The sequence below is a fragment of the Microbacterium keratanolyticum genome (assembly GCF_016907255.1).
Classification (GTDB): domain Bacteria; phylum Actinomycetota; class Actinomycetes; order Actinomycetales; family Microbacteriaceae; genus Microbacterium; species Microbacterium keratanolyticum.
The window spans coordinates 94,012-115,428 of record NZ_JAFBBQ010000001.1; the positions used below are offsets into that span (position 1 = coordinate 94,012).

Below are 21,417 nucleotides of genomic sequence, written 5' to 3' on the forward strand. Positions count from 1 at the left end.
GTGGAATGTATGACGAGGCCCATCACCGCAGGCCGTCGGCGCAGGTGCTCCCCGCGCGCGCCGTCCACCACAGCTCGTACTCCGGCCCATTTCCCGCGTCGATCGTCCACGGCGGAAAGCGGACGAACCGGTCCATCGCCAGGCCCCACGACGCATCAGCGCGCGTCGAGCGGGGGTGGTCCGCGGGCAGTTCATCTTGTGTAGTCCACGCGTCGGCAGGGTGCTGCTTCGCCCATTCGTAGATGAGCTGCCCGGTACGAGACCAATCTCGTTCGTTCATGCTCTCGGCGGTGGAGGCGGGCATGGGCAGGCGGTGCGGCGTGCGGTAGTCGTAGGTGCAGGAGTACGTTCGCCCGTCATCTCCGACGTAGCTCAGCGCGATCGTCACGTTCGTGGCGAGGTCGAGCCGCAACGCAGGAACGAGCAGCGCACCGCCGACGACCACGGCGGTCGTGGCGCCCGCGATCAGCCATCGCGCGCGCCGCCGTCGTCGCGCCTGCGGAGTTGACGGAGATTCAATCGACATCAGACTCATGCTAACGAGGAGAGATGCTGGGGAAGTGGGCCCTACCGGGATCGAACCGATGACATCCACGGTGTAAACGTGGCGCTCTACCAGCTGAGCTAAAGGCCCTGGTGCATTCAGTGTAGCGGTCTCTCCCCGCCCTCTTTGCGTGATGCACGCGACCTGCGCGCAGAGGGACGCTAGGCTGTCGACAGCACGCGTTGTGCAGAGTCGACAAGGCTCCCCGCGTCGCTTCCCGTTTCCTTGGCATGACCTGCCAGCATGACGAAAGGCTCCACGTGACTGTTCACGACCAGGATCCGTACTCGCAGGGTCCGCTCGACAGCGACCCCGAAGAGACCACCGAATGGCAGCAGTCGCTCGACGAACTCGTCGATGCGAAGGGACACGGCCGCGGCCGCGAGATCATGCTGAGCCTGCTCAAGCGCTCCAAGGAGCTGCATCTGGGCGTGCCGATGGTTCCCACCACGGACTACATCAACACGATCGCCTCCGAGAACGAACCCGAGTTCCCCGGCGACGAGGAGATCGAGCGCCGCTACCGCTCCTGGATCCGCTGGAACGCTGCGGTCACGGTTCACCGCGCGCAGCGCCCCGGCATCGGCGTCGGCGGTCACATCTCGACCTACGCCTCCTCGGCCTCGCTCTACGAAGTCGGCTTCAACCACTTCTTCCGTGGCGCAGACAACCCCGGCGGCGGCGACCAGATCTTCATCCAGGGTCACGCCTCCCCCGGCATCTACGCGCGTTCCTTCCTCGAAGGACGCCTGGACGAGAAGCACCTCGACGGCTTCCGTCAGGAGAAGTCCAACGCCTTCGGCATCCCCTCGTATCCGCACCCGCGCCTGATGCAGGACTACTGGCAGTTCCCGACCGTGTCGATGGGTCTCGGCCCGATCAACGCGATCTACCAGGCGATGTCCAACAAGTATCTCGAGAACCGCGGCATCAAGGACACCTCGGCGTCGCACGTCTGGGCCTTCCTCGGCGACGGCGAGATGGACGAGATCGAGAGCCGCGGCCAGCTTCAAGTCGCCGCCAATGAGGGTCTCGACAACCTCACGTTCGTCGTGAACTGCAACCTGCAGCGCCTCGACGGACCGGTCCGCGGCAACGGAAAGATCGTTCAGGAGCTGGAGTCGTACTTCCGCGGCGCCGGCTGGAACGTCATCAAGGTCGTCTGGGGCCGTGAGTGGGATGAGCTGCTCGCCCTCGACACCGACGGTGCGCTGCTCAACCTGATGAACAACACCCCCGACGGTGACTACCAGACCTACAAGGCCGAGTCGGGCGCGTACGTGCGCGAGCACTTCTTCGGCCGCGACGAGCGCGCCGCAGCACTGGTCAAGGACTACACGGACGAGCAGATCTGGGGTCTGCGCCGCGGTGGCCACGACTACCGCAAGGTCTACGCCGCATTCAAGGCAGCCGTCGAGCACAAGGGCCAGCCGACCGTCATCCTGGCGAAGACGGTCAAGGGCTACGGCCTGGGCCCGTCCTTCGAGGGCCGCAACGCGACCCACCAGATGAAGAAGATGACGCTCGAGAACCTCAAGACGTTCCGCGACGCCATGCACATCCCGATCACGGATGCTCAGCTCGAAGAGAACCCGTACCTGCCTCCGTACTACAACCCGGGCGCGCAGGACGAGACGATCCAGTACATGCTCGAGCGTCGCAAGAGCCTCGGCGGATTCCTGCCGGAGCGCCGCTCCACGCACGTCGGCCTCACGCTTCCGGATGACGCGGCATACGCGCTCCCGAAGAAGGGCTCCGGCACACAGGAGATCGCCACCACGATGGCCTTCGTCCGCCTTCTGAAGGATCTCCTTCGCACGAAGGACTTCGGCCACCGCATCGTCCCGATCATCCCGGATGAGGCGCGCACCTTCGGTATGGATGCGTACTTCCCGACCGCGAAGATCTACAACCCGAACGGCCAGCACTACACGTCGGTCGACCGGGAGCTGCTCCTTGCATACAAGGAGAGCCCGCAGGGGCAGATCGTGCACGTCGGAATCAACGAGGCGGGTGCGCTTGCCGCCTTCACTGCGGCCGGTACGTCGTACGCGACGCACGGCGAGCCGCTCATCCCGATCTACGTCTTCTACTCGATGTTCGGGTTCCAGCGCACGGGCGACGCCCAGTGGGCCGCCGGCGACCAGATGGCACGCGGCTTCATCGTCGGTGCCACCGCAGGACGCACGACGCTGACCGGTGAGGGCCTGCAGCACGCGGACGGTCACTCGCACCTGCTCGCGGCCACGAACCCCGCGACGGTGTCGTATGACCCCGCCTACGGGTACGAGATCGCCCACATCGTGCGCTCTGGTCTGGAGCGCATGTACGGCGGCCAGCACGAAGACCCGAACGTCATGTACTACATCACCGTCTACAACGAGCCGCTTCTGCAGCCCGCTGAGCCGGAAAACGTCGACGTCGAAGGCATCGTCCGCGGTATCCACAAGGTGTCAACCGGTGAGGGCAACGGGCCGCGCGCCCAGCTCTTCGCCTCCGGCGTCGGACTCCCCTGGGCATTCGAGGCACAGGAACTGCTGCAGAAGGACTGGGGTGTCACGGCAGACGTCTGGTCGGTCACCTCGTGGACCGAACTGCGCCGCGACGGCCTCGCCGCCGACGAGCACAACTTCCTGCACCCCGAGGCCGAGCCGCGCACCGCGTACCTCACCGACAAACTGCAGGGTGCAGAGGGTCCGGTCGTCGCCGTGAGCGATTTCATGCACGCCGTGCAGGACCAGATCCGCCCGTGGGTTCCTCAGCAGTTCGTCACCCTCGGTGCCGACGGCTTCGGATTCTCCGACACGCGTGCCGCTGCCCGTCGCTACTTCAAGATCGACGGCCCGTCGATCGTGGTGCGCACGCTGCAGGCCCTCGCGAAGGAGGGCAAGGTCGACCGCGCCCTGGCCGCGCAGGCGATCGAGAAGTACCGCCTCCACGATGTGAACTCCGGCACCAGCGGCAACGCAGGCGGCGAGAGCTAAGCATTCGTGACTGACACCACATCCGCGTCTCCGGATAAGGCGGCAACCCTCACCTGGTTGCGCCGTATCTCCGGTGATCTCGCCACCGCAACGCTCCAGCGCCTGGAGGATTCGCTGCCGTGGTACGCGGAGATGCCGCCTGCGCGACGATCGGCCGTCGGCCTCGTCGCGCAGGCGGGCATCACGTCGTTCATCCAATGGTTCGACGATCCCACCTCCACCCCGTGGATCGCCGCGGACATCTTCGCCGCGGCACCCCGTGAGCTGCTGCGCAGCGTGAGTCTGCAGCAGACTCTGCAGCTCATCCGAGTCACCGTCGAGGTGACGGAAGAGCGCGTCGCCGGCCGTGGCGAACACGTGCGCGAGGCCATCCTGCTGTATTCGCGGGATGTCGCCTTCGCCGCCGCAGACGTCTACGCGCGCGCCGCCGAGGCCCGCGGTCTCTGGGATGCTCGCCTCGAGGCGCTCGTCGTCGACTCGATCCTCACGGGCGAAGCCGACGAGGAGCTTCCCAGTCGTATCGCAGCGCTCGGCTGGCACGGCCACGGCGAGGTCTGCGTCATCGTCGGCACGACTCCCCCGCAGTTCGACATCGACCTTGTCCGTCGCACCGCACGAAAGCTCGCCGTCGACGTCCTGGTCGGCGTGCAGGGTTCCCGTCTCGTCCTCGTCGTCGGACGCGCACGCCTGGCCGGCCGCCCCGAGGAAGACATCGACGACGAGCTCTCCTTCACCGAGATCGCACAGGCCCTCGAGCCCTCGTTCGGTCCTGGCTACGTCGTGCTGGGTCCGGCTGTCGCCGCACTCGTCGACGCGAGCCAGAGCGCCCGCGCAGCGCTGGCCGGCTTCGCCGTGGCGCGTTCCTGGCGCAGCGCACCGCGTCCGGTCGAGGCGGACGATCTGCTCCCCGAGCGGGCGATCGCCGGGGACCCGCTGGCGAAGCAGACGCTCATCGAACGGATCTTCCGCCCGCTGCAGGCGCATTCGACAGATCTCATCTCCACTCTGTGGAGCTATCTCGACAACGGCCGCTCTCTTGAGGCGACGGCACGCGAGCTGTTCGTCCATCCGAACACCGTGCGCTACCGGCTCAAGCGCGTGAGCGAAGTCATCGGCTGGGACGCCACCGGACCGCGCGAGGCGTTCATCCTGCAAACCGCGCTCGTGCTCGGTTCCATCGGAACGGCAGAACCCGTGCGTCGACGTCCGATGAACCGACGCCCCCGCTGAGCGGGCACACTGTTCGACACCCACAACGGATTTCGAGATTCTTGTGAGGGTTGTGCCACCCTCCGTGTCGATTCGTTGGCAGACTAGACGGGTGATTGTCGTCGTATGCCCTGGACAGGGCTCACAGACTCCCGGTTTTCTCGCACCCTGGCTCGAGCTCGAAGGAGCGGCCGAACGACTCGCCGCGTACTCGGATGCGGCGCAGGTCGACCTCGTGCAGCACGGCACAGTGTCGAATGCAGACACGATCCGTGACACGCAGATCGCGCAGCCGCTGATCGTCGCTGCCAGCCTTCTGGCGTGGCACGCTCTCGGCGCCGCCACCGCACAGGCGGGTGGCGTCGCAGGGCACTCTGTCGGCGAGCTCGCCGCTCTTGCCGCCACCGGCGTCGTGTCCGACGAGAGCGCGCTGCGGATCGTCGGCGTTCGCGGCCGCGCGATGGCCGATGCCGCCTCGCGCGAACAGACCGGAATGAGCGCCGTTCTCGGCGGCGTCGAAGCCGACGTGGTCGCGTTGCTGGAGTCGCTCGATCTGACACCCGCGAACTACAACGGCGGCGGACAGATCGTGGCCGCTGGCGCGCTCGACAAGCTCGCCGCGCTTGCTGCCGAGCCGCCGCGCGGAGTGCGCGTCGTCCCTCTCCAGGTCGCCGGCGCGTTCCACACGCGCTACATGGCGTCTGCGCAGCCCGTGCTCCAGGCCGTCGTCGACGAGATCCCGGCGGCGGAGATCACAGACCCCGCGCTCCCCCTCTGGACCAACAGCGATGGTTCCACCGTCGCCGCCGGGACGGAGGCTCTGCAGCTCATCGTTCGTCAGATCGCCTCCCCCGTGCGCTGGGATCGCTGCATGGCGTCCTTCGCGGAGGCCGGCGTCACGGGTATCGTCGAACTCGCGCCTGCGGGCGCGCTCGTCGGGCTCGCCAAGCGCGCACTGCGTGGCGTTCCCTCGGTCGCGGTGAAGACTCCCGAAGATCTTCCCGCCGCTCTCGAACTGCTCAACGCCGGAACGGAATCCTGATGTCTCAGCCCACGCTCACCCAGCTCCAGGGGCCCGCATACACGCGCATCTACGCGTACGGCGCCGCGCGCGGTGAGATCGCCGTCCCCAACGACGACCTCGTCGGCCCGATCGACTCGAGCGACGAGTGGATCCGCCAGCGCACCGGAATCATCACTCGCACCCGCGCGGTTGCGGAGACCGACGCGATCGATCTGGCCAGTGCGGCCGGTGCCGAGGCCATCGCCACCGCGGGGATCGACCCGTCCGAGGTCGACCTGGTCATCGTCGCGACGATCAGCAACCCCAAGCAGACGCCGTCGGTGTCGGCGATCGTCGCCGACCGGGTCGGCGCGAACCCCGCGGCGGCCTACGACATGAATGCGGCGTGCGCGGGCTACGCCTACGCCGTCGCACAGGCAGACGCACTCATCCGCGCAGGAGCCGCGCGTTACGCACTCGTCATCGGCGCGGAGAAGCTCTCCGACATCGTGGATCCGACGGATCGCAGCATCTCGTTCCTCCTCGGCGACGGCGCAGGCGCCGCCCTCATCGGCCCGAGCGAGACCCCCGGCATCGCGCCGGCTGTCTGGGGATCGGACGGCTCGAAGTCCGATGCTGTCGGCATGAACGCCACCCTCACCGATTTCCGCGACGGCAAGACCGAATGGCCGACCCTGCGCCAGGAGGGACCCACCGTTTTCCGCTGGGCCGTGTGGGAGATGGCTAAGGTCGCACGCGAAGCGCTCGACAAGGCCGGCATCGAGGCGTCCGACCTCGCCGCCTTCATCCCCCACCAGGCGAACATGCGCATCATCGACGAGTTCGCGAAGCAGCTCGGCCTCCCGGAGTCGACGGTCGTCGCTCGCGACATCGAGACGACCGGCAACACCTCGGCCGCATCGATTCCCCTGGCCAGCCACCGCCTGATGCAGGAGCACCCGGAACTCAGCGGCGGTCTCGCCCTGCAGATCGGCTTCGGCGCAGGACTCGTGTTCGCCGCACAAGTCGTCGTGCTCCCCTGAGTGCGCGCGATCGTTCCCTAGACTGTTTCACTGTTCCGACAACTCACCCCCGTAAGAAAGAGGAAAAGCCATGGCTTTCACCAACGATGAGGTCCTTGCTGGCCTCGCAGAGCTCGTCACCGATGAGACCGGCATCGACGCATCCGAGGTCGCCCTCGAGAAGTCGTTCACCGATGACCTCGACATCGACTCGATCTCGATGATGACGATCGTCGTCAACGCCGAGGAGAAGTTCGGCGTCACCATCCCCGACGACGAGGTCAAGAACCTGAAGACCGTCGCGGACGCCGTCAACTTCATCGTCGCCGGCCAGGAGTAATCCTCCCGAAGGATGCCACGCCCGCACCTGCGGGACGTGGCATCCTCGCCCTCAGCCACCCTCTCCCGATCTCGACAAGGATCATCTGCAATGACCAAGCGCATCGTCGTCACCGGTATCGGCGCATCGTCCGCCATCGGCGGCACCGCTCCCGAAAACTGGAGCAACCTGCTCGCAGGCATGTCCGGCGGACGCACCCTCGAGCACGACTGGGTGGAGAAGTACGACCTTCCCGTCACCTTCGCCGCCGAGGCGATGGTGCGCCCCGAAGAGGTGCTGCCCCGTCACGAGGCCAAGCGTCTCGACCCCTCCGCGCAGTTCGCCGTCATCGCCGCGCGTGAGGCCTGGGAAGACGCGGGCTCTCCCGAGGTCGCTCCCGAACGCCTCGGCATCGACTTCGCCACCGGGATCGGCGGCCTGTGGACGCTCCTGGACGCCTGGGACACCCTGCGCGAGCGCGGCCCGCGTCGCGTCATGCCGCTGACCGTGCCGATGCTCATGCCCAACGCGGCAGCCGGCAACCTCTCGCTGATCTTCGGCGCCCGCGCATACGCGCAGACCGTCGTCAGCGCCTGCGCTTCGAGCACCGAATCGGTCCTCAGCGCCTACAAGCACCTGCAGGAAGGACTCGCAGACGTCGTGATCGCCGGTGGCGCGGAGTCTGCGATCCACCCGATCACCATGGCCTCCTTCGCCTCCGCGCAGGCGCTCTCGCGCCGCAACGACGACCCGGCGACCGCATCGCGTCCCGGTGCGATCGACCGTGACGGCTTCGTCATGGGCGAGGGCGCGGCCGTCATGATCCTCGAGACCGAAGAGCACGCGAAGGCTCGCGGCGCCAAGATCTACGGCTATGTCGTCGGTGGTGGCGTCACGGCTGACTCGTACCACATCACAGGCAACGACCCCGAGGGTGCGGGCGCGGCCCGTGCCGTGGAGATGGCGCTGCAGATGGCAGGACGCTCCGCCGACGAGGTCACGCACATCAACGCGCACGCGACCTCGACTCCGGTGGGAGACCCCAACGAGTACGTCGCCCTCAAGCGCGTGTTCGGTGACCGCCTCGACGAGATTCCCGTCTCAGCGACCAAGGCCTCCACGGGTCACCTGCTCGGTGGCACCGGAGCACTCGAGGGCATCTTCACGCTGCTGGCGCTCCGCGACCGCGTCGCTCCGCCGACGATCAACATGACCACACCTGATCCGGCTGTCCCGTTCCGCCTGTCGGGCACCGGTCAGCAGCTCGGCAGCGGCGACCAGCTCGCGATCAGCAACTCCTTCGGCTTCGGCGGACACAACGCTGTCGTCGCTTTCGCGAGCGCCTGACCTCAGAACCACAGCGAAGGCCCCGTCCCGAGAATCTCTCGGCACGGGGCCTTCGTGCTGTGGGCAGTGATTCGCTTTCCCATCGGCCGGGGGTCTTCACCGGCCATCGGTAGTCGCGCCTCACTGACCCAAGTCTGGGGATCACCCGACCTTGTGCAGCCAGACGACGCGCGCATCATCACTGGCGTGGCGGAACGGCTCCAGCTCGTCGTCCCAGGCGGACCCCAGCGCGACACCGAGTTCGCGCTGCAGTTCGGTGGCGTCGCCCGCGGCGATCTCCATCGCGTAGCGAATTCGATCCTCGCCGATGACGATGTTGCCCGCCGCATCCGTCTGCGCATAGTGGATTCCGAGATCCGGCGTGTGCAGCCATCGGCCGCCGTCGCTGCGCGGCGTCGGGTCTTCGGTGACCTCGAAGCGCAGATGCTCCCAGCCCCGAATCGCCGTTGCGAGAGCGGCTCCGGTGCCCACCGGACCATCCCAGTAGAACTCCGCGCGCTGGGCACCGTCGAGAACCGGCTGGGGTGACCAGTCGAAGTTGACGGCGCGCCCGATGGCGCGACCAACCGCCCACTCCAGATGCGGGCAGAGCACACGAGGTGCGGAGTGGATGTACACCACTCCTCGCGCCTGTGCGTGGCGCGTTGTTTCCGTCGCCATAATCTCTCCGTTTCTTCAGGTGCGTCTTCCCCTACGACCTGAACCACGAAGTGGCGAGCTATCCGGTTATGCGCCTATTGTCACCCAGGATCGACGAAATCACAAGGGTGTAACTTTTGCGCACGCGGGCTGCTCCTCCCGTGGAGCGACGAGGCGCAGCATCCGCGCAGAGAGCAAAAGCGGCCCCGACGCGATGCGCGCCGGGGCCGTGTGAAGAGAAGCGGAGTCTCAGGCCTCGCTCATGGCGAGCTTCGCCTGCTGACCCTTTGCTGCGTAGTACGCGGCGCGGGCAGCGTCGCGGCGCGCCTGCTCCTCGTAGCCGGCGTCCAGGATCTCCTGGGCGACCTCGTAGTTCTCGACATCCTGCGTGCCGTTGTACTTCTCGATGTAGGCGTCGAGCTCGGGGCCCGACTCCCACGAGGTGATCAGACAGTAGCGCGGCTCGGTGCCGTTGTGGGTCGCGGCGTGCCACAGGCGCTGCGTGTCGACGATGAGCTGAGCCCCCGCCGGAAGCGCGATGCGGTATTCAACGCTCGGGTCGGTGCGGTTCTCGCGCAGGACGAAGTAGCTGTCCTTGTCATCGGTGAGGTTGAAGAAGCCGCGAACGACCCAGCCCGTGCCATCCGGGTTCAGGCGGTTGTTGTCGTCCTGGTGAAGGTTGTACAGGCACTCACCGTACGGAGTGGGCTGCAGCTCGATGACGCGGCAGCGGCCGACGTTCGCACCCGGCTCCTGTGCGCGACGCGTGAGGATCGGAGCCTTCTCGACCTGCGAGTCGATCCAGACACCGTCCTTGTCGGTGCGCGGAGGCACGTGGTTCCAGAAGCCGTTGCACTCGATCTCGCCCTTGGCCGAGGCCAGCGGCGAGAAGCGGGTGTCACCCGAGGACTTCCAGTCGACATACTCGATGTCGAGCCATTCCTTGGGGTCGAGCTCCTGGTTGTAGCTGTCGAGAACGACGAATCCCTTGTCCTCGAGGGCTGCGGACTTGATGTATCCCATGATTGAGGTCATGTCCTTTCATAAGGGGCCAGCACGTTTTAACAGGCCCTTCTTAGGTAAGGCTAACAGCCGCCGCTGAGGCGACCCCAGAGGTTCGCCGTGAATAACCGAATAGACTTTGAGAGGCGTCTCGCGCGGTTTCGGCGCGGACTCCACAGCCGTCGGGAGGGCGAAGCAGGAGCATGAGCACAGCCACTAACGTCGAGGCCGTCGCCGTCAACACGATCGAGTGGTTGTCCGCACCGCAGACGACGATCGTCGTCCCGGTCTACCAGCGTCAGTATCGCTGGGACATCGGCGGGTGCGAGCAGCTCCTCTCCGACATCCGCACCGTCGCCGCTTCCGCCGACGATCACCGCCACTTCATCGGCTCGATCCTCTCCGCGCACGATGACGCGGATGCTCCGGAAGATCTGATCCTGATCGATGGACAGCAGCGCATCACCACGCTCATGCTGCTGGTCGCGGCCCTGCATCACTCCGTGCGGGACACGGACCCGACCATGGCCGCAGAGCTCGAACGTGTGCTGGTTCGTCAGGATGACCCCGATCGCACGAAGCTGCGCCCTCACGAGGCCTGGGCTGACATGTTCGAGTCGGTCGTGCTCGACCGGGTCGACAGCACCGTCGATCGCGAATCCCGATTCGATGACAACTACGCCTTCTTCCGCAGCCAGGTCCACGCCGACGAGGCGCCCCGCATCTGGGCGGGACTGCAGAAGCTCGAGCATGTCTCGATCACGCTGGGCGCGGCGGCGAACGCACAGCAGATCTTCGAGAGTCTGAACTCGACAGGTGAGCCGCTGCGTGACCACGAACTGATCCACAATTACGTGCTGATGGGCCTTTCGCACGCCGAACAGCGCGAGATCGAGCATGACTACTGGCTACCGATCGAACGCAGCACGGGCGAGTCGATCGGCGCGTTCTGGCGTCACTTCCTCATCATGACGACGGGCCGTGAGGTGACGTCGGTCGGCGAGCACGGCGTGTACAGCGCGTTCCGACAGAGCTTCCCCGGCAGCGATGTCGACGCGCTTCGCGTGCATGCGAGCCTGTGGCGCGACCACGCCCGGGTGTACTCCATCCTGCTCGACCCGTCCACCGCGCCGGATCCCGAGATCGCCCAGCAGCTCGCTTACGTGAGCACATTCGGCCGGGCTTCCTCCCCCCTCGTGATGAGTGCCTATCGGGACTACGAGACCGGGATGCTCACAAAAGAGCAGCTGATCCGCACTCTGGAGCACCTGCAGTCGCTCCTGCTGCGCCGGACGATCGTGGGCGTTCCGACGGATCGCCTGATCGCTCGACTCTGCCGCGCACGGGCAGTGGGCGAAGAAGAGCTCGTGCAGGCCATCGCCCGGATCACGCCGTCCGACGAACGCATCCGCGTCGCTCTGAAGTACACGGAGGTGCCGCACGCGACCTACGTCCTCGGTCGTCTGGAAGGCGTGTCGGACCCGAACGGCTTCGACGTCGAGCACATCGTGCCGACGGCACCGTCGGACTCCTGGTCGGGAGACGGCGTACGTCCATGGGGCGAGCTCAGTGAGGACGAGCAGAACAGTCATCGCGCGCTCGCGGTCACGCTCGGCAATCTCACGCTGCTGGAGCAGAGCCTCACGGAACGCGTGTTCGGTGAATCGTTCCCCGCGAAAGCACAGGCCTATGCGCGCAGCGGCGTCGAGGACACGCGGATGCTGCAGCACGAAGCATCCTGGGGCACCGCAGCGATCGCAGCACGCACCGCACAGCTCACCGATCGGTTCATCGAGATCTGGAAGCGTCCGGCGGTCACCGTGATCGATGACGACGGCCTGACACCCATCCTCGACGCGCGTCGCCACCGCGGCTGGCCGGCCGGATGGGAGCGAGAGTTCGACTACATCGAGTACCGCGGCGAGCACTGGGAAGTCCCCGACGTGAAGTACTTGTTCAACCGGGTCTTCAAGCGCGGCTGGGCGGACAATCGCGCAGCCGTGCTGGCCTACAGCGAACAGCGCGGTGGGCCGATCTACGATGCCAAGGCCTGGAACGGTCATTGGGACCAGCTCGACGAGTCGCACTTCCTCTACATGGGCTGGGATTCGCAGTACATGATGGCCGCCGTGCAGGGCGTCCTGGAGGCATCCGGGATCGCGGCGGAGGTCTTTGTGAAGTACTCCTACATCGGCGATGTGATGTGACCTCTCACCTGTCGGCGTAGGCTCGGAGTATGACGACCGTGGTGCGCCGAATGCAGGATCTGACCGTCGAGGAGCACACGCTCACCCTTCCGCTGGTCTGGGCGGATGCATCCGACACCCGAACGATCGACGTGTTCGCCGCGGTCGTGACGCGTGAGGGCGGCGAGAACCTCCCCTATCTGGTGTTCCTGCAGGGCGGTCCCGGTCACGAGGCCCCGAGGCCGTTCCACTCCCCCTCAAGTCCGATGTGGCTGGATGCGGCGCTCGCGCACTACCGTGTCGTGCTGCTGGACCAGCGCGGAACCGGCCGATCCACGCCTGTCGGTGACGATCTGCTTCAGCAGGGCAGCGCCGCGGCCGCCGAGTACCTGACGCATCTGCGCGCCGACGCGATCGTGCGAGACTGCGAGGCGTTCCGCGCCCACCTCGGCGCCGACACCTGGAACGTGCTGGGGCAGTCCTTCGGCGGGTTCACGACACTGTCCTACCTGTCCACGGATGCGGCGTCGCTCGACAACGTGTTCATCACGGGTGGCTTGAGCGCGATCGGGCGCCAGCCCGACGATGTCTACGCGCTCTGCTACGACAAGATGCGCACCGCGTCCGAGAAGTACTACCGCCGGTTCCCGGAGCACCGTGACGCCATGCGCCGCCTCGTCGACCTCGCAGCCGCCGGGGAGATCGTGCTGCCGGACGGCGAAGTCGTGTCGGTGTCTCGCCTCCGATCCGCAGGTTCTGCGCTCGGGACGAACGATGGGTGGCAGACGCTCTGGTCGCTGCTGGAGCTCGATCCCCGCTCGAATGCGTTCCGGTACGACCTGCAGGCAGCGATGCCGTACGACGGCCGCAACCCGCTGTACTTCGCCTTCCACGAATCAAGCTACGCCGACGGTCACGCCACGCGCTGGGCTGCGGAGCGCACCGAGCCGGCTGATTTCGCCGCCGACCCCACGCTGTTCACGGGTGAGCACATCCGACGGGAGTGGACCGAGACGGTGCCGGCGTTCCAGCCGTGGCGCGCCGTCGCTCTCGAGCTCGCAGAGTTCGTCTGGCCGCGCATGTACGACCGCGACGCGATCGCCGCGTCCGGCGCGCACGGAGCCGCCGCCGTCTACGTGAACGACGTCTACGTGCCCTACGAGTTCTCGATGGAGACCGCTGCACTGCTGCCCGATGTGAAGCTCTACGTCACGAGCGAGCACGAGCATAACGGCCTGCGGTCCGGCCCCGTGCTCGAGCACCTCATCGATCTCGTTCACGGGCGACGGGTGCGCTGACCGCGGCATACCTGCAGGGCAGGCAGGACGTCAACCCGTGATGGCTGGGTTTTGAACCCGTTGCAGCGACGTGCCAACGCAGTACTCCCCCGGAGACACGGGGCAGGACTGATGCTAGGCGGAGTTGACACACTACCTCTCCGAGCGCATCCCATTCGATGCGGTAGTCGGGTATTCCCCCTTCTCGCCTCTGGAGTCGGACACGCTCATGCCGACAACAAGTGCGTCTGATCCTCGCTCGCGTAGAAGCCCCGAACTTCCTCAAGGACATCTAGCACGAATTGATAGGTGATCGAGAGGGGAAGGTCGCGAAGCCACACCACATCGACAAGGCTCTCTTCGACGAGACGGACGCATGCGATCGTGCATCTCAGGTCGGTGGGTCCGTAGCGGTTGTCAAGGATCAGCCATTCATCCTCGGTGACCTGGCGTGACTCGAATCGAGGGACAGTGGTCGCGCTCATGGTCGTGCTCCGTTTCGTTGCCCCCACGATCGTTCATACCGGCCTCGAAGGCGAGCCCCTTGACGGCAATGCCATTCGCGCGTAGGGCAAGCAGCCCGAAAAGGAACGGCATCGGGACCGATGGGCCGGATCCGCGGGCGCCGTAGAGAGGGCCCATCTCCTGAGACGAACCGCTCCATGCTCGGGCGCATCGCGATTGCGCGCCGACGACGACTCGTCTTCCAGATCAGAGCAATGACCAGAGCCGTCCCTAGGACCCCGACCTCTCCTAGGCTTAGAGACATGCTGTCTGCTGTGATCCGCCCTGTTGAAACTGTCGCTGTCGAAGTCTCAGGAGGCTCGCTCGCAGAGGTCTATCAGCACCTCACCGCACAGACGCCATCCGGGTTCGATCTCGCGAAAGCACCCGTGAACATGGCAGCCGGATCATCGGATCTCACGGCAGTGGGCACCTTCACGCGCGTTGACGGGACGAAGACCATCGAAGCAGCCGACATGGGCACGCTCAAGGCGCTCGTGCCAGACGGATGGCGAATGCTATGCGTGTGGCGGAGCTGAGCATATGGACGAGACGGGCGATCATGTCGACGTCGTTGCCGTCCCTCAGAGCCGACTCTGAACAGGGACATGAGCCGCGGTGCTCCTAGGCGTCAGGTTCGGGGGTGGCGAGGATCTCGTCGACGAGCGCGATCCCCCCTGTCGAGTTCACGGAGTTCATGAGCTTCTCTATCCAGCGGGGATTGATCTGCGGGGACTCCGTGCCTTCGAATGTGAAGCGCAGCGGAATAGACGGGTGAATCCAGATCGTAGAGCGCCCTCCGTCCTCACCCTCGAAGTGCTCCCAGGACAGGGTGAAGCTCTCCTGTCGTCGCAACTTCGTCGCGATCACGATCTTCAGATGTGCGAGCGCGCGATCCTCGATGTGGATGGGCTCGACGGCGTTGCCGTAGTACAGGGTGGCCATAAGGGCAACGATAGCCCCGTCTCCTCTCCTCGGTATCCAATTGTGGATTGGAAGGCCCCGCCCCGGAAACGTGGAACGCGACGTCAGGGCGGGGAACCGTCCGATCAGAGCCGACCCCAACTGGCCGATGTGCGTCCCCTTCGGATGCGGCTCTGCTGCAGACGATACGTCCGGCCTGTCCGCCGGCTCACCCCGTGGCGTCTCCGTCAACGATGAAGTATCCTGCGCCGCTCGCCCAACGATGAAATGCCCCTCACCCCGAAGAAGTGTGAGGGGCATTCCCTATCGGCCCTTAGTTCTTGTCCCCGCGTCCGGCGACGTCGCGGATCTTGCTGCCTGCCGACCGCACAGTCGACTCCACAGCTTCGGTCATGTCGTCGACCTTGTCTTCCACGGCATCGACAACTCTCTTCGTCAACTTCGACGCACTTTCTGACGCGGACTTGATGTGGTCTCCAACGGACATGATTCCTCCTCGAAATCTCCGACAGGTCAAACGTGAGCCTGCACGGCAGAGCTACGGCTTGCGGCGACCACGAACGACCCCAAAGGCCGCCGTGCCGACGAACAGAATGATTCCGATGATCGCCAACCACACCAGGCTCTCGAAAGCGAAACCCACGACAGCAAGCGCCGCCCACACAACGAGCAAGATGATCAATACGGGCCACATACTCTGACCGTACGCCTATAGCTGCGCAATAGATACGGGTCTTCAAAACGACAAGTTTCGTGCACGTTGCGCCAGGACACTCGATATCGACGCCGGGCTCTTCGACGACGACATCGACGATGTCGGAAAGCGTCCGCGCGAGCGCGCTCTAGGTAGGGCGGGCGGGACTTGAACCCGCGATCGTTGGGTTATGAGCCCACTGCCTTCACCAGCTTGGCCACCGCCCCGTACGCACCGAGCCTACAGTGACAGCGCCTGCTCGTGCGCGGCGACGTGCCCGCGATAGATCAGGGCGTTGTCGAGAAGTCCCTGTCGTTCCTCAGCCGTCAGCTCCCGGCGCACCTTGCCCGGGATGCCGGCAACGAGTGAGCCATCGGGGATGACAGCTCCCGCCATGACGAGTGCGCCGCCGGCGATCAGACACCCCGCGCCCACCACGGCACCGGAGAGAACGACGGCGCCCATGCCGATCAGTGAGCCGTCACCGACCGTGCAACCGTGCACGACGGCGTTGTGACCGATCGACACGTCATCCCCGATCACGACGGGGTGACCCCGGTCGACGTGGATGGAGACGTTGTCTTGCACATTCGACCCGGCGCCGATCGTGATCGTGTCCGAATCTCCGCGCACGACCGCGTTGTACCAGACGCTGCTGCCTTCGCCCATCGTCACCGCACCGATCACGCGCGCACCCGCGGCGAGAAAGACGCTCTCGTGCAGCGCCGGTGTTCTGGTCGGCAGCGCGAGAATGCTGGCCTGGGGGTCCACAGTCATCGTGGCGTCCTTCCGTCGGTGTTACTGCACGCCGTCATCGATCGCTCGGCGCAGCGCTTCGGTGTACTGCGGTTCGAGCGTGCGCACGAAGGTCACCGTCAGGTGGTCCTGATCGCGGTACACGTTCGCGCCGCCGACCACGGGCGAGCAGGAGGAGCCGTCGCAGAACACATCCGTGAAGTCGAGCAGCGTCACGCCCTCGGTCGCTGCTGCGGCCGCACGCAGCGGATCCTTCTCGACGAGGACTTCGGCGCGGTCGCCGGCGCAGCGTGCGGCATCGCGGGTGCGCAGACACTTGTTCGGGTCGGTCTCCCAGACGGGGTTGTCGACGACGGTGATCACGGGAACACCGCGGCTCGTCATCGTGCTCCACGCTTCGCGGTAGCCCGCGACAGCGGCATCGTGCTCGGAGGCGTATCCGGCGGAATCGAAGGGCGTGTTCGAGATCGCTGCGGTGAACACCGCATCGAAGTCGTCGGCGGCGAGCTTCTCGCCGACCGCCGCGCGCCAGTCGTCACAGGCAGCTCCGAATGCGCCGTCGGTCGACAGCGAGGTCGTGTTCCACGGGCAGGCGCCCTTGAAGTAGGTCGTGAGGCGCCATCCCTCACGCTCCGCGATGGCGGCGAAGCTGTCGATCAGCTGGAACGCGTGGCTGTCTCCGACGAGAGCGATGTGAGGAGCATCCGCGTCCTTTGAACCGAACTCACATCCCACCGGCGTCGCGTCGTTGAGCTGAACGAAGCAATCGGTACGGGCCGGGCTGTCGACGTTCGCGAAGTTCGGCGACGGGAGAATCTCATCGCTCGTCGTGCCCGCGCACGAGGGGTCCAGCACGGATGCTGCGCCGAAGCAGGCAGGCGGGTTCTCCTGCACCTTCTGGATCGCGGCGATGCCCTGCTGGTAGGTCGAGGCATTCGCGGCCCATCCGGCACCGGCGACACCCGCGACGAGGACCATGGCAGCGAGAGAGGCGAAGAGCGTGACACGGGGACGGCGGCTCGTGAGCACCTTCCACGAGCGCGCCGGGTCTTCGACGAAGCGCTTGGTGAGCCAGGCGAGAAGGAAGCAGATCGCCAGCAGCGCCACGCGGTGGTAGATCGTGAGACCCCAGAAGGGCACCGTCGGTGCGATCACGATCAGCGGCCAGTGCCACAGGTACAGGCTGTACGAGATGTCGCCCGTGAAGCGCATCGGAGCGATGGCGAGGAGACGGGTCGGGTACCACCAGCGATCGGTGTTCGAGGCGGCGATGATCGCCGCGGCGCCAAGAGTCGGAATTGCCGCCATGTAGCCAGGGAATGGTGTGCGCGCGTCGAAGGCGAATGCCGTGTAGAGCAGGGCGAGGATGCCTCCCCAGCCGAGCAGGAAGCTCAACCAGGCATTGCGCACGCGGAGAGCCGGCACGAGCGCGAGGATCGCTCCGACTCCGAACTGCCACATGCGGCCGAACGTCACGAAGTACGCCGGCGCGGGGTTGGTGATCGTGTAGATCACGTTGAAGACGAAGGACGCGAGCGTCACGATCGCGATCGCGACGATGACCGCCTTGAGACGCGCGCCACGGAACCACTTCACCGCGATCCAGGCGGCCAGCAGCATCATGAGCGGCCAGATCACGTAGAACTGCTCTTCCAGCGAAAGTGACCAGTAGTGCTGGACGGTCGTGGGGTTGCCCGCGTTCGCGAGGTAGTCCGCGGAGTTGAACGCAAGGAACCAGTTCTCGACGTAGAACGTCGAGGCGATGATCTCCTTCAGCTCTCCAGGGAGGAAGGATGTGGGCATCAGGTATGGCGTCGACACCGCAATCGCACACACCATCAGCACGAGCAGCGAAGCCGGCAGGAGACGACGCGCGCGGCGTGCCCAGAACTGTCCGAGGTTCACACGGCCTGTCGCGGTGAGTTCGCGCATCAGGTGCGCCGTGATCAGGAATCCGGAGATCACGAAGAAGATGTCGACACCGACGTATCCTCCGCTGAGACGGCCGGGCCAGAAGTGGTAGATCACCACGAAGAGCACGGCGATCGCGCGCAGTCCCTGCACGTGCGGGATGAAGCGCGAGGCATCGGGGGCCGTCGAGGAGCGAGAGCGCCGAGTATCCGCGGCGGTCACGCCAGTCTGGGGGGAAGAATGCACCCTTCGACGCTACTGCCTGCACCTGTGTGCAGTGACGCACCACACCCGTTTCCGCCCGCGCAGCGTGCACGTTTAGCGTTGCCTCAGCTTGCTTGCGCAATAAATCCAGCTGAGTAGCGTTGTACCTGACCACAATGGGCTGCAGCAAAGGAGAACTCATGAGCAAGGCACAGACCACCCCCACCACGGCCAGCGACCCGACGGTGGCAGCCGCGGCCGCGCAGTTCCTGTCTCCTGTCGTCCTCGGCCTCCAGGCGCTCACCGTCAACGGCAAGCAGGCGCACTGGCACGTCCGTGGCGCGAACTTCGTCGGCGTGCACGAGCTGTTCGACCAGATCGTTGCCAACGCCGGTGCATTCGCTGACTCCGCGGCGGAGCGTATCGTCGCACTCGGCCTTCCGATCGACGCGCGCCTCGCAACCGTCGCAGAGAAGACCGCCGCAACGAGCGTGCCCGCAGGCTTCACGAAGTCGGATGAGCTCGTGAGCAACGTGATCGCCGACATCGACGCGATCCTCGTCGACGTCAAGGCCGCCATCGAAGGCCTTGACGAGATCGACCTCACAAGCCAGGACGTCGCGATCGAGATCATGCGCGGACTCGAGAAGGACCGCTGGTTCCTCGTGTCGCACATCGCCGCCTGATCGGCAGACAGCGAAGCGGCCCTCCCCCGCGGGGAGGGCCGCTTCGCTGTCTGCGCTAGGCCGTGCGCTGCAGGTACGCGAGTACGGCGCGAACCCGGCGATGGTCGTTGCCGGAATCCTCCAGGCCGAGCTTCGTGAAGATGGCGCTGATGTTCTTCTCCACCGCGCCGACGCCGATGAAGAGCGCCTGTGCGATCGATCCGTTGCTGCGGCCCTCTGCCATCGCCGCGAGAACATCGCGCTCACGGGGAGTGAGCATCGCCACGGGGTCGGGCCCGGCGAGCACGAGCTGCTGCACGACGAGCGGATCCAGCACCGTTCCGCCTGCGGAGATGCGCTGCACAGCATCGGTGAGCTCATCGAGTGACGCGACTCGATCTTTGAGCAGGTACCCGACACCTCCCTCCCCGGCGCCGAGGAGCTCGCGTGCATAGACGCCCTCCACATACTGGCTGAGGACGAGGACTCCCACATGCGGAAGCGCAGCGCGCACCTCCAGCGCCGCGCGAACGCCCTCGTCGCGGAAGGTCGGCGGCATCCGCACATCCACGATCACGACATCCGCCGCGTTCTCACGCACGCGCGCGACGATATCGACCGCGTCACCGTAGGCTCCCGCGCTCGTGAGTCCCGCCTCGTCGAGAAGCCGGATGAGCCCCTCGCGGAGCAGCAGCGAATCCTCGAAGAGGGCGACGCGCAACGAACGAGGCGGGGAGGTCACGTCTCCACACTAGAGCGGACCGACGCCTCGGTGAGCGGGATGCGCAGCGCCACCGATGTCGTGCCGCCTTCCGGGCTCACGATGCTCATCGCGCCGCGCATTCCCTGCACACGCTGGGCGATGCCCTGCAGCCCGTGGCCGTCCTCGATACGTGCTCCGCCGCGACCGTCATCCTGCACTGTCACGTGCACCTCGCCCTGCTCCTCGACAGCGCTCAGCGCGACGCTCGTCGCCCCCGAGTGCTTCGCGACGTTCGTCAGGAGCTCGGCCACGACGAAGTACAAGTTTCGAGCGACCTCCGGCGTCGCGCGATCGGTCAGCGTCGGATCGATCTGCGTGGTGACCGGTACCGGCGATGTCTGTGCGAGTGCTTCGAGAGCAGGTACCAGACCGCGATCCTGCAGAAGGGGTGGGGCCATGCCTCCGGCGAGGGCGCGCAACTCGTCGAGCGCCGAGCGCGCGTGCACCCTCGATTCTGCGGCCAATCGGGCAACGGCTTCCGCATCTCCCGCGGCGGCTCGTCGTTCGATCGCGGCGAGGTCCATCTGCAGCCGCACAAGGCGCTGCTGCGGCCCATCATGGATGTCACGTTCCAGGCGACGAAGGGCGGTGTCCTCGGCCTGCAGCGCAGCACCGCGCGAGGCGTCGAGCTCCGCGACCTGAGCTCCGAGATCATCGGATGCCCACCGCCCCAGCATCGCCACGGCGGTCCGCCGCTGAAGGTGTGCAAGACCACGCAGGACCAGCGGCAGCGTGAGCGCGAAGATCACACCGACCACGAGATAGATGAGCGACGTCCACAGATGCAGGTCGCGGGTCACATCGATGTCCATGCCAAGTCGTGAATACACCCAGGGCACCCAGATCAGGCGCGATTCGTCTTCGCTCTCCGGAAGGAAGCGGCCCCAGAACCAGTACGTGGGCCCGCCGATGCTGAGCACGACCCAGGGAGCCGCGATCGCGAACCCGATGAGCGCTGTAATGGGACGGACGAGTACCGCGTGCACCAGCGCCGACCAGTAGTGTCCGTTGCGCATCGGCTGCAGGACACGCGCGAAGAAGGTGGCGGCGCGGGGCTCTCGTCGCCATTCGGGCTCCGCGAACGTCGGGAGGCCGGTCATCCGAAGGAGCGCACGGTCGCTGATCGCGAAACCGCGTGCCACGTACAGCGCGACCGCGATGAGGGGCAGTCCGATGACGAGCACAATCGATCCGACGCCCACCAGGAAGAGGGTGATCGTCGCGACCAGCCCCGTCAGAGCCACAGGAAGAGCGACGATCATCAGGTAGAGCGTGGTGCCCGGAGCATCCCTCCAGGCACGCGCGTATCCGTGCCTGACGCGCCTTGGGGCCGTCGCGGTGTCGGGGTGGATCTGAACTGCACTCACAGATGAATCCTCTCGCGGAACGCCGAACCTCGGCGATTCTCTCTCCAGAATCGCCGAGCGGCCCCGCACGAGCCAGGGCGGAGGCTTCCGAATGCGT

At 66.0% G+C, this 21,417-nt stretch carries 21 protein-coding genes and 2 tRNA genes; 10 read left to right on the plus strand and 13 right to left on the minus strand.

Annotated elements, in window-relative coordinates:
- Nucleotides 1-22: 22 nt before the first annotated feature.
- Together JOD62_RS00465 and JOD62_RS00470 are read right to left on the minus strand one after the other, a co-directional pair.
- On the minus strand, nucleotides 23-526 hold the full coding sequence (locus JOD62_RS00465; RefSeq protein ID WP_204937389.1) for a hypothetical protein: 504 nt from the start codon (nucleotides 524-526) through the stop codon (nucleotides 23-25).
- A gap of 35 nt (nucleotides 527-561) precedes the next feature.
- A tRNA-Val gene (locus tag JOD62_RS00470) sits at nucleotides 562-634 on the minus strand.
- A 170-nt stretch (nucleotides 635-804) separates the two neighbouring features.
- On the opposite strand from JOD62_RS00470, the gene aceE reads away from it, so the two are divergent.
- The 6 genes from aceE (at nucleotide 805) to JOD62_RS00500 (ending at nucleotide 8,428) form a co-directional block, all read left to right on the plus strand.
- Complete coding sequence (gene aceE, locus JOD62_RS00475; RefSeq protein WP_204937390.1) at nucleotides 805-3,528, plus strand: pyruvate dehydrogenase (acetyl-transferring), homodimeric type; 2,724 nt, start codon at nucleotides 805-807, stop codon at nucleotides 3,526-3,528.
- A gap of 6 nt (nucleotides 3,529-3,534) precedes the next feature.
- Entirely contained in the window at nucleotides 3,535-4,758 is a 1,224-nt protein-coding gene (locus JOD62_RS00480; RefSeq protein ID WP_204937391.1) for a PucR family transcriptional regulator, read from the plus strand.
- A gap of 91 nt (nucleotides 4,759-4,849) precedes the next feature.
- Complete coding sequence (locus JOD62_RS00485) at nucleotides 4,850-5,779, plus strand: ACP S-malonyltransferase (RefSeq protein WP_204937392.1); 930 nt, start codon at nucleotides 4,850-4,852, stop codon at nucleotides 5,777-5,779.
- Nucleotides 5,779-6,783: a beta-ketoacyl-ACP synthase III gene (locus tag JOD62_RS00490; protein ID WP_204937393.1), complete on the plus strand. Its 1,005-nt coding sequence runs from the start codon at nucleotides 5,779-5,781 to the stop codon at nucleotides 6,781-6,783. The genes JOD62_RS00485 and JOD62_RS00490 overlap by 1 nt, the downstream gene beginning before the upstream one ends.
- Nucleotides 6,784-6,853: 70 nt before the next feature.
- Nucleotides 6,854-7,102: an acyl carrier protein gene (locus JOD62_RS00495; protein ID WP_204937394.1), complete on the plus strand. Its 249-nt coding sequence runs from the start codon at nucleotides 6,854-6,856 to the stop codon at nucleotides 7,100-7,102.
- A 90-nt stretch (nucleotides 7,103-7,192) separates the two neighbouring features.
- A complete protein-coding gene (locus JOD62_RS00500; protein WP_204937395.1) occupies nucleotides 7,193-8,428 on the plus strand; it encodes a beta-ketoacyl-[acyl-carrier-protein] synthase family protein in 1,236 nt (411 codons plus the stop codon).
- 141 nt (nucleotides 8,429-8,569) lie between these two features.
- Here JOD62_RS00500 and JOD62_RS00505 read toward each other — a convergent pair whose 3' ends face one another.
- Both JOD62_RS00505 and JOD62_RS00510 read right to left on the minus strand, forming a co-directional pair.
- Entirely contained in the window at nucleotides 8,570-9,088 is a 519-nt protein-coding gene (locus JOD62_RS00505) for a DUF3145 domain-containing protein (RefSeq protein ID WP_204937396.1), read from the minus strand.
- A 228-nt stretch (nucleotides 9,089-9,316) separates the two neighbouring features.
- Nucleotides 9,317-10,090: a hypothetical protein gene (locus JOD62_RS00510; protein ID WP_204939996.1), complete on the minus strand. Its 774-nt coding sequence runs from the start codon at nucleotides 10,088-10,090 to the stop codon at nucleotides 9,317-9,319.
- A 182-nt stretch (nucleotides 10,091-10,272) separates the two neighbouring features.
- Here JOD62_RS00510 and JOD62_RS00515 point away from each other — a divergent pair, with 182 nt between their 5' ends.
- Together JOD62_RS00515 and JOD62_RS00520 are read left to right on the plus strand one after the other, a co-directional pair.
- On the plus strand, nucleotides 10,273-12,276 hold the full coding sequence (locus tag JOD62_RS00515; RefSeq protein WP_204937397.1) for a DUF262 domain-containing protein: 2,004 nt from the start codon (nucleotides 10,273-10,275) through the stop codon (nucleotides 12,274-12,276).
- Nucleotides 12,277-12,305: 29 nt separating this feature from the next.
- Nucleotides 12,306-13,553 (plus strand): alpha/beta fold hydrolase, encoded by a 1,248-nt coding sequence (locus JOD62_RS00520; RefSeq protein ID WP_204937398.1) that lies wholly within the window; start codon nucleotides 12,306-12,308, stop codon nucleotides 13,551-13,553.
- A 206-nt stretch (nucleotides 13,554-13,759) separates the two neighbouring features.
- Here JOD62_RS00520 and JOD62_RS00525 read toward each other — a convergent pair whose 3' ends face one another.
- A complete protein-coding gene (locus JOD62_RS00525) occupies nucleotides 13,760-14,017 on the minus strand; it encodes a hypothetical protein (RefSeq protein ID WP_204937399.1) in 258 nt (85 codons plus the stop codon).
- A gap of 282 nt (nucleotides 14,018-14,299) precedes the next feature.
- On the opposite strand from JOD62_RS00525, the gene JOD62_RS00530 reads away from it, so the two are divergent.
- Complete coding sequence (locus JOD62_RS00530) at nucleotides 14,300-14,575, plus strand: hypothetical protein (protein ID WP_204937400.1); 276 nt, start codon at nucleotides 14,300-14,302, stop codon at nucleotides 14,573-14,575.
- An 85-nt stretch (nucleotides 14,576-14,660) separates the two neighbouring features.
- Here JOD62_RS00530 and JOD62_RS00535 read toward each other — a convergent pair whose 3' ends face one another.
- From JOD62_RS00535 to JOD62_RS00555, 6 genes are all read right to left on the minus strand, one after another.
- Complete coding sequence (locus JOD62_RS00535) at nucleotides 14,661-14,981, minus strand: DUF7882 family protein (protein ID WP_204937401.1); 321 nt, start codon at nucleotides 14,979-14,981, stop codon at nucleotides 14,661-14,663.
- 292 nt (nucleotides 14,982-15,273) lie between these two features.
- Nucleotides 15,274-15,399, minus strand: coding sequence for a hypothetical protein (locus JOD62_RS14965; protein WP_271171573.1), 126 nt, complete (start codon nucleotides 15,397-15,399; stop codon nucleotides 15,274-15,276).
- 99 nt (nucleotides 15,400-15,498) lie between these two features.
- Nucleotides 15,499-15,654: a hypothetical protein gene (locus tag JOD62_RS00540; RefSeq protein ID WP_204937402.1), complete on the minus strand. Its 156-nt coding sequence runs from the start codon at nucleotides 15,652-15,654 to the stop codon at nucleotides 15,499-15,501.
- Nucleotides 15,655-15,807: 153 nt separating this feature from the next.
- Nucleotides 15,808-15,881, minus strand: a tRNA-Ile gene (locus tag JOD62_RS00545).
- Between the two features lie 13 nt (nucleotides 15,882-15,894).
- Nucleotides 15,895-16,431 (minus strand): gamma carbonic anhydrase family protein, encoded by a 537-nt coding sequence (locus JOD62_RS00550; protein WP_204937403.1) that lies wholly within the window; start codon nucleotides 16,429-16,431, stop codon nucleotides 15,895-15,897.
- Between the two features lie 21 nt (nucleotides 16,432-16,452).
- On the minus strand, nucleotides 16,453-18,567 hold the full coding sequence (locus tag JOD62_RS00555) for an acyltransferase family protein (RefSeq protein ID WP_204937404.1): 2,115 nt from the start codon (nucleotides 18,565-18,567) through the stop codon (nucleotides 16,453-16,455).
- A 158-nt stretch (nucleotides 18,568-18,725) separates the two neighbouring features.
- Between JOD62_RS00555 and JOD62_RS00560 the strand changes: the two genes are divergently transcribed.
- Nucleotides 18,726-19,211, plus strand: a complete 486-nt coding sequence (locus tag JOD62_RS00560; protein ID WP_204937405.1) for a Dps family protein — start codon at nucleotides 18,726-18,728, stop codon at nucleotides 19,209-19,211.
- 55 nt (nucleotides 19,212-19,266) lie between these two features.
- Here JOD62_RS00560 and JOD62_RS00565 read toward each other — a convergent pair whose 3' ends face one another.
- Nucleotides 19,267-19,932: a response regulator transcription factor gene (locus JOD62_RS00565; RefSeq protein ID WP_271171574.1), complete on the minus strand. Its 666-nt coding sequence runs from the start codon at nucleotides 19,930-19,932 to the stop codon at nucleotides 19,267-19,269.
- Nucleotides 19,929-21,320 (minus strand): sensor histidine kinase, encoded by a 1,392-nt coding sequence (locus JOD62_RS00570; RefSeq protein WP_204937406.1) that lies wholly within the window; start codon nucleotides 21,318-21,320, stop codon nucleotides 19,929-19,931. Before JOD62_RS00570 ends, JOD62_RS00565 begins: the two co-directional genes overlap by 4 nt.
- Between the last annotated feature and the right edge of the window lie 97 nt (nucleotides 21,321-21,417).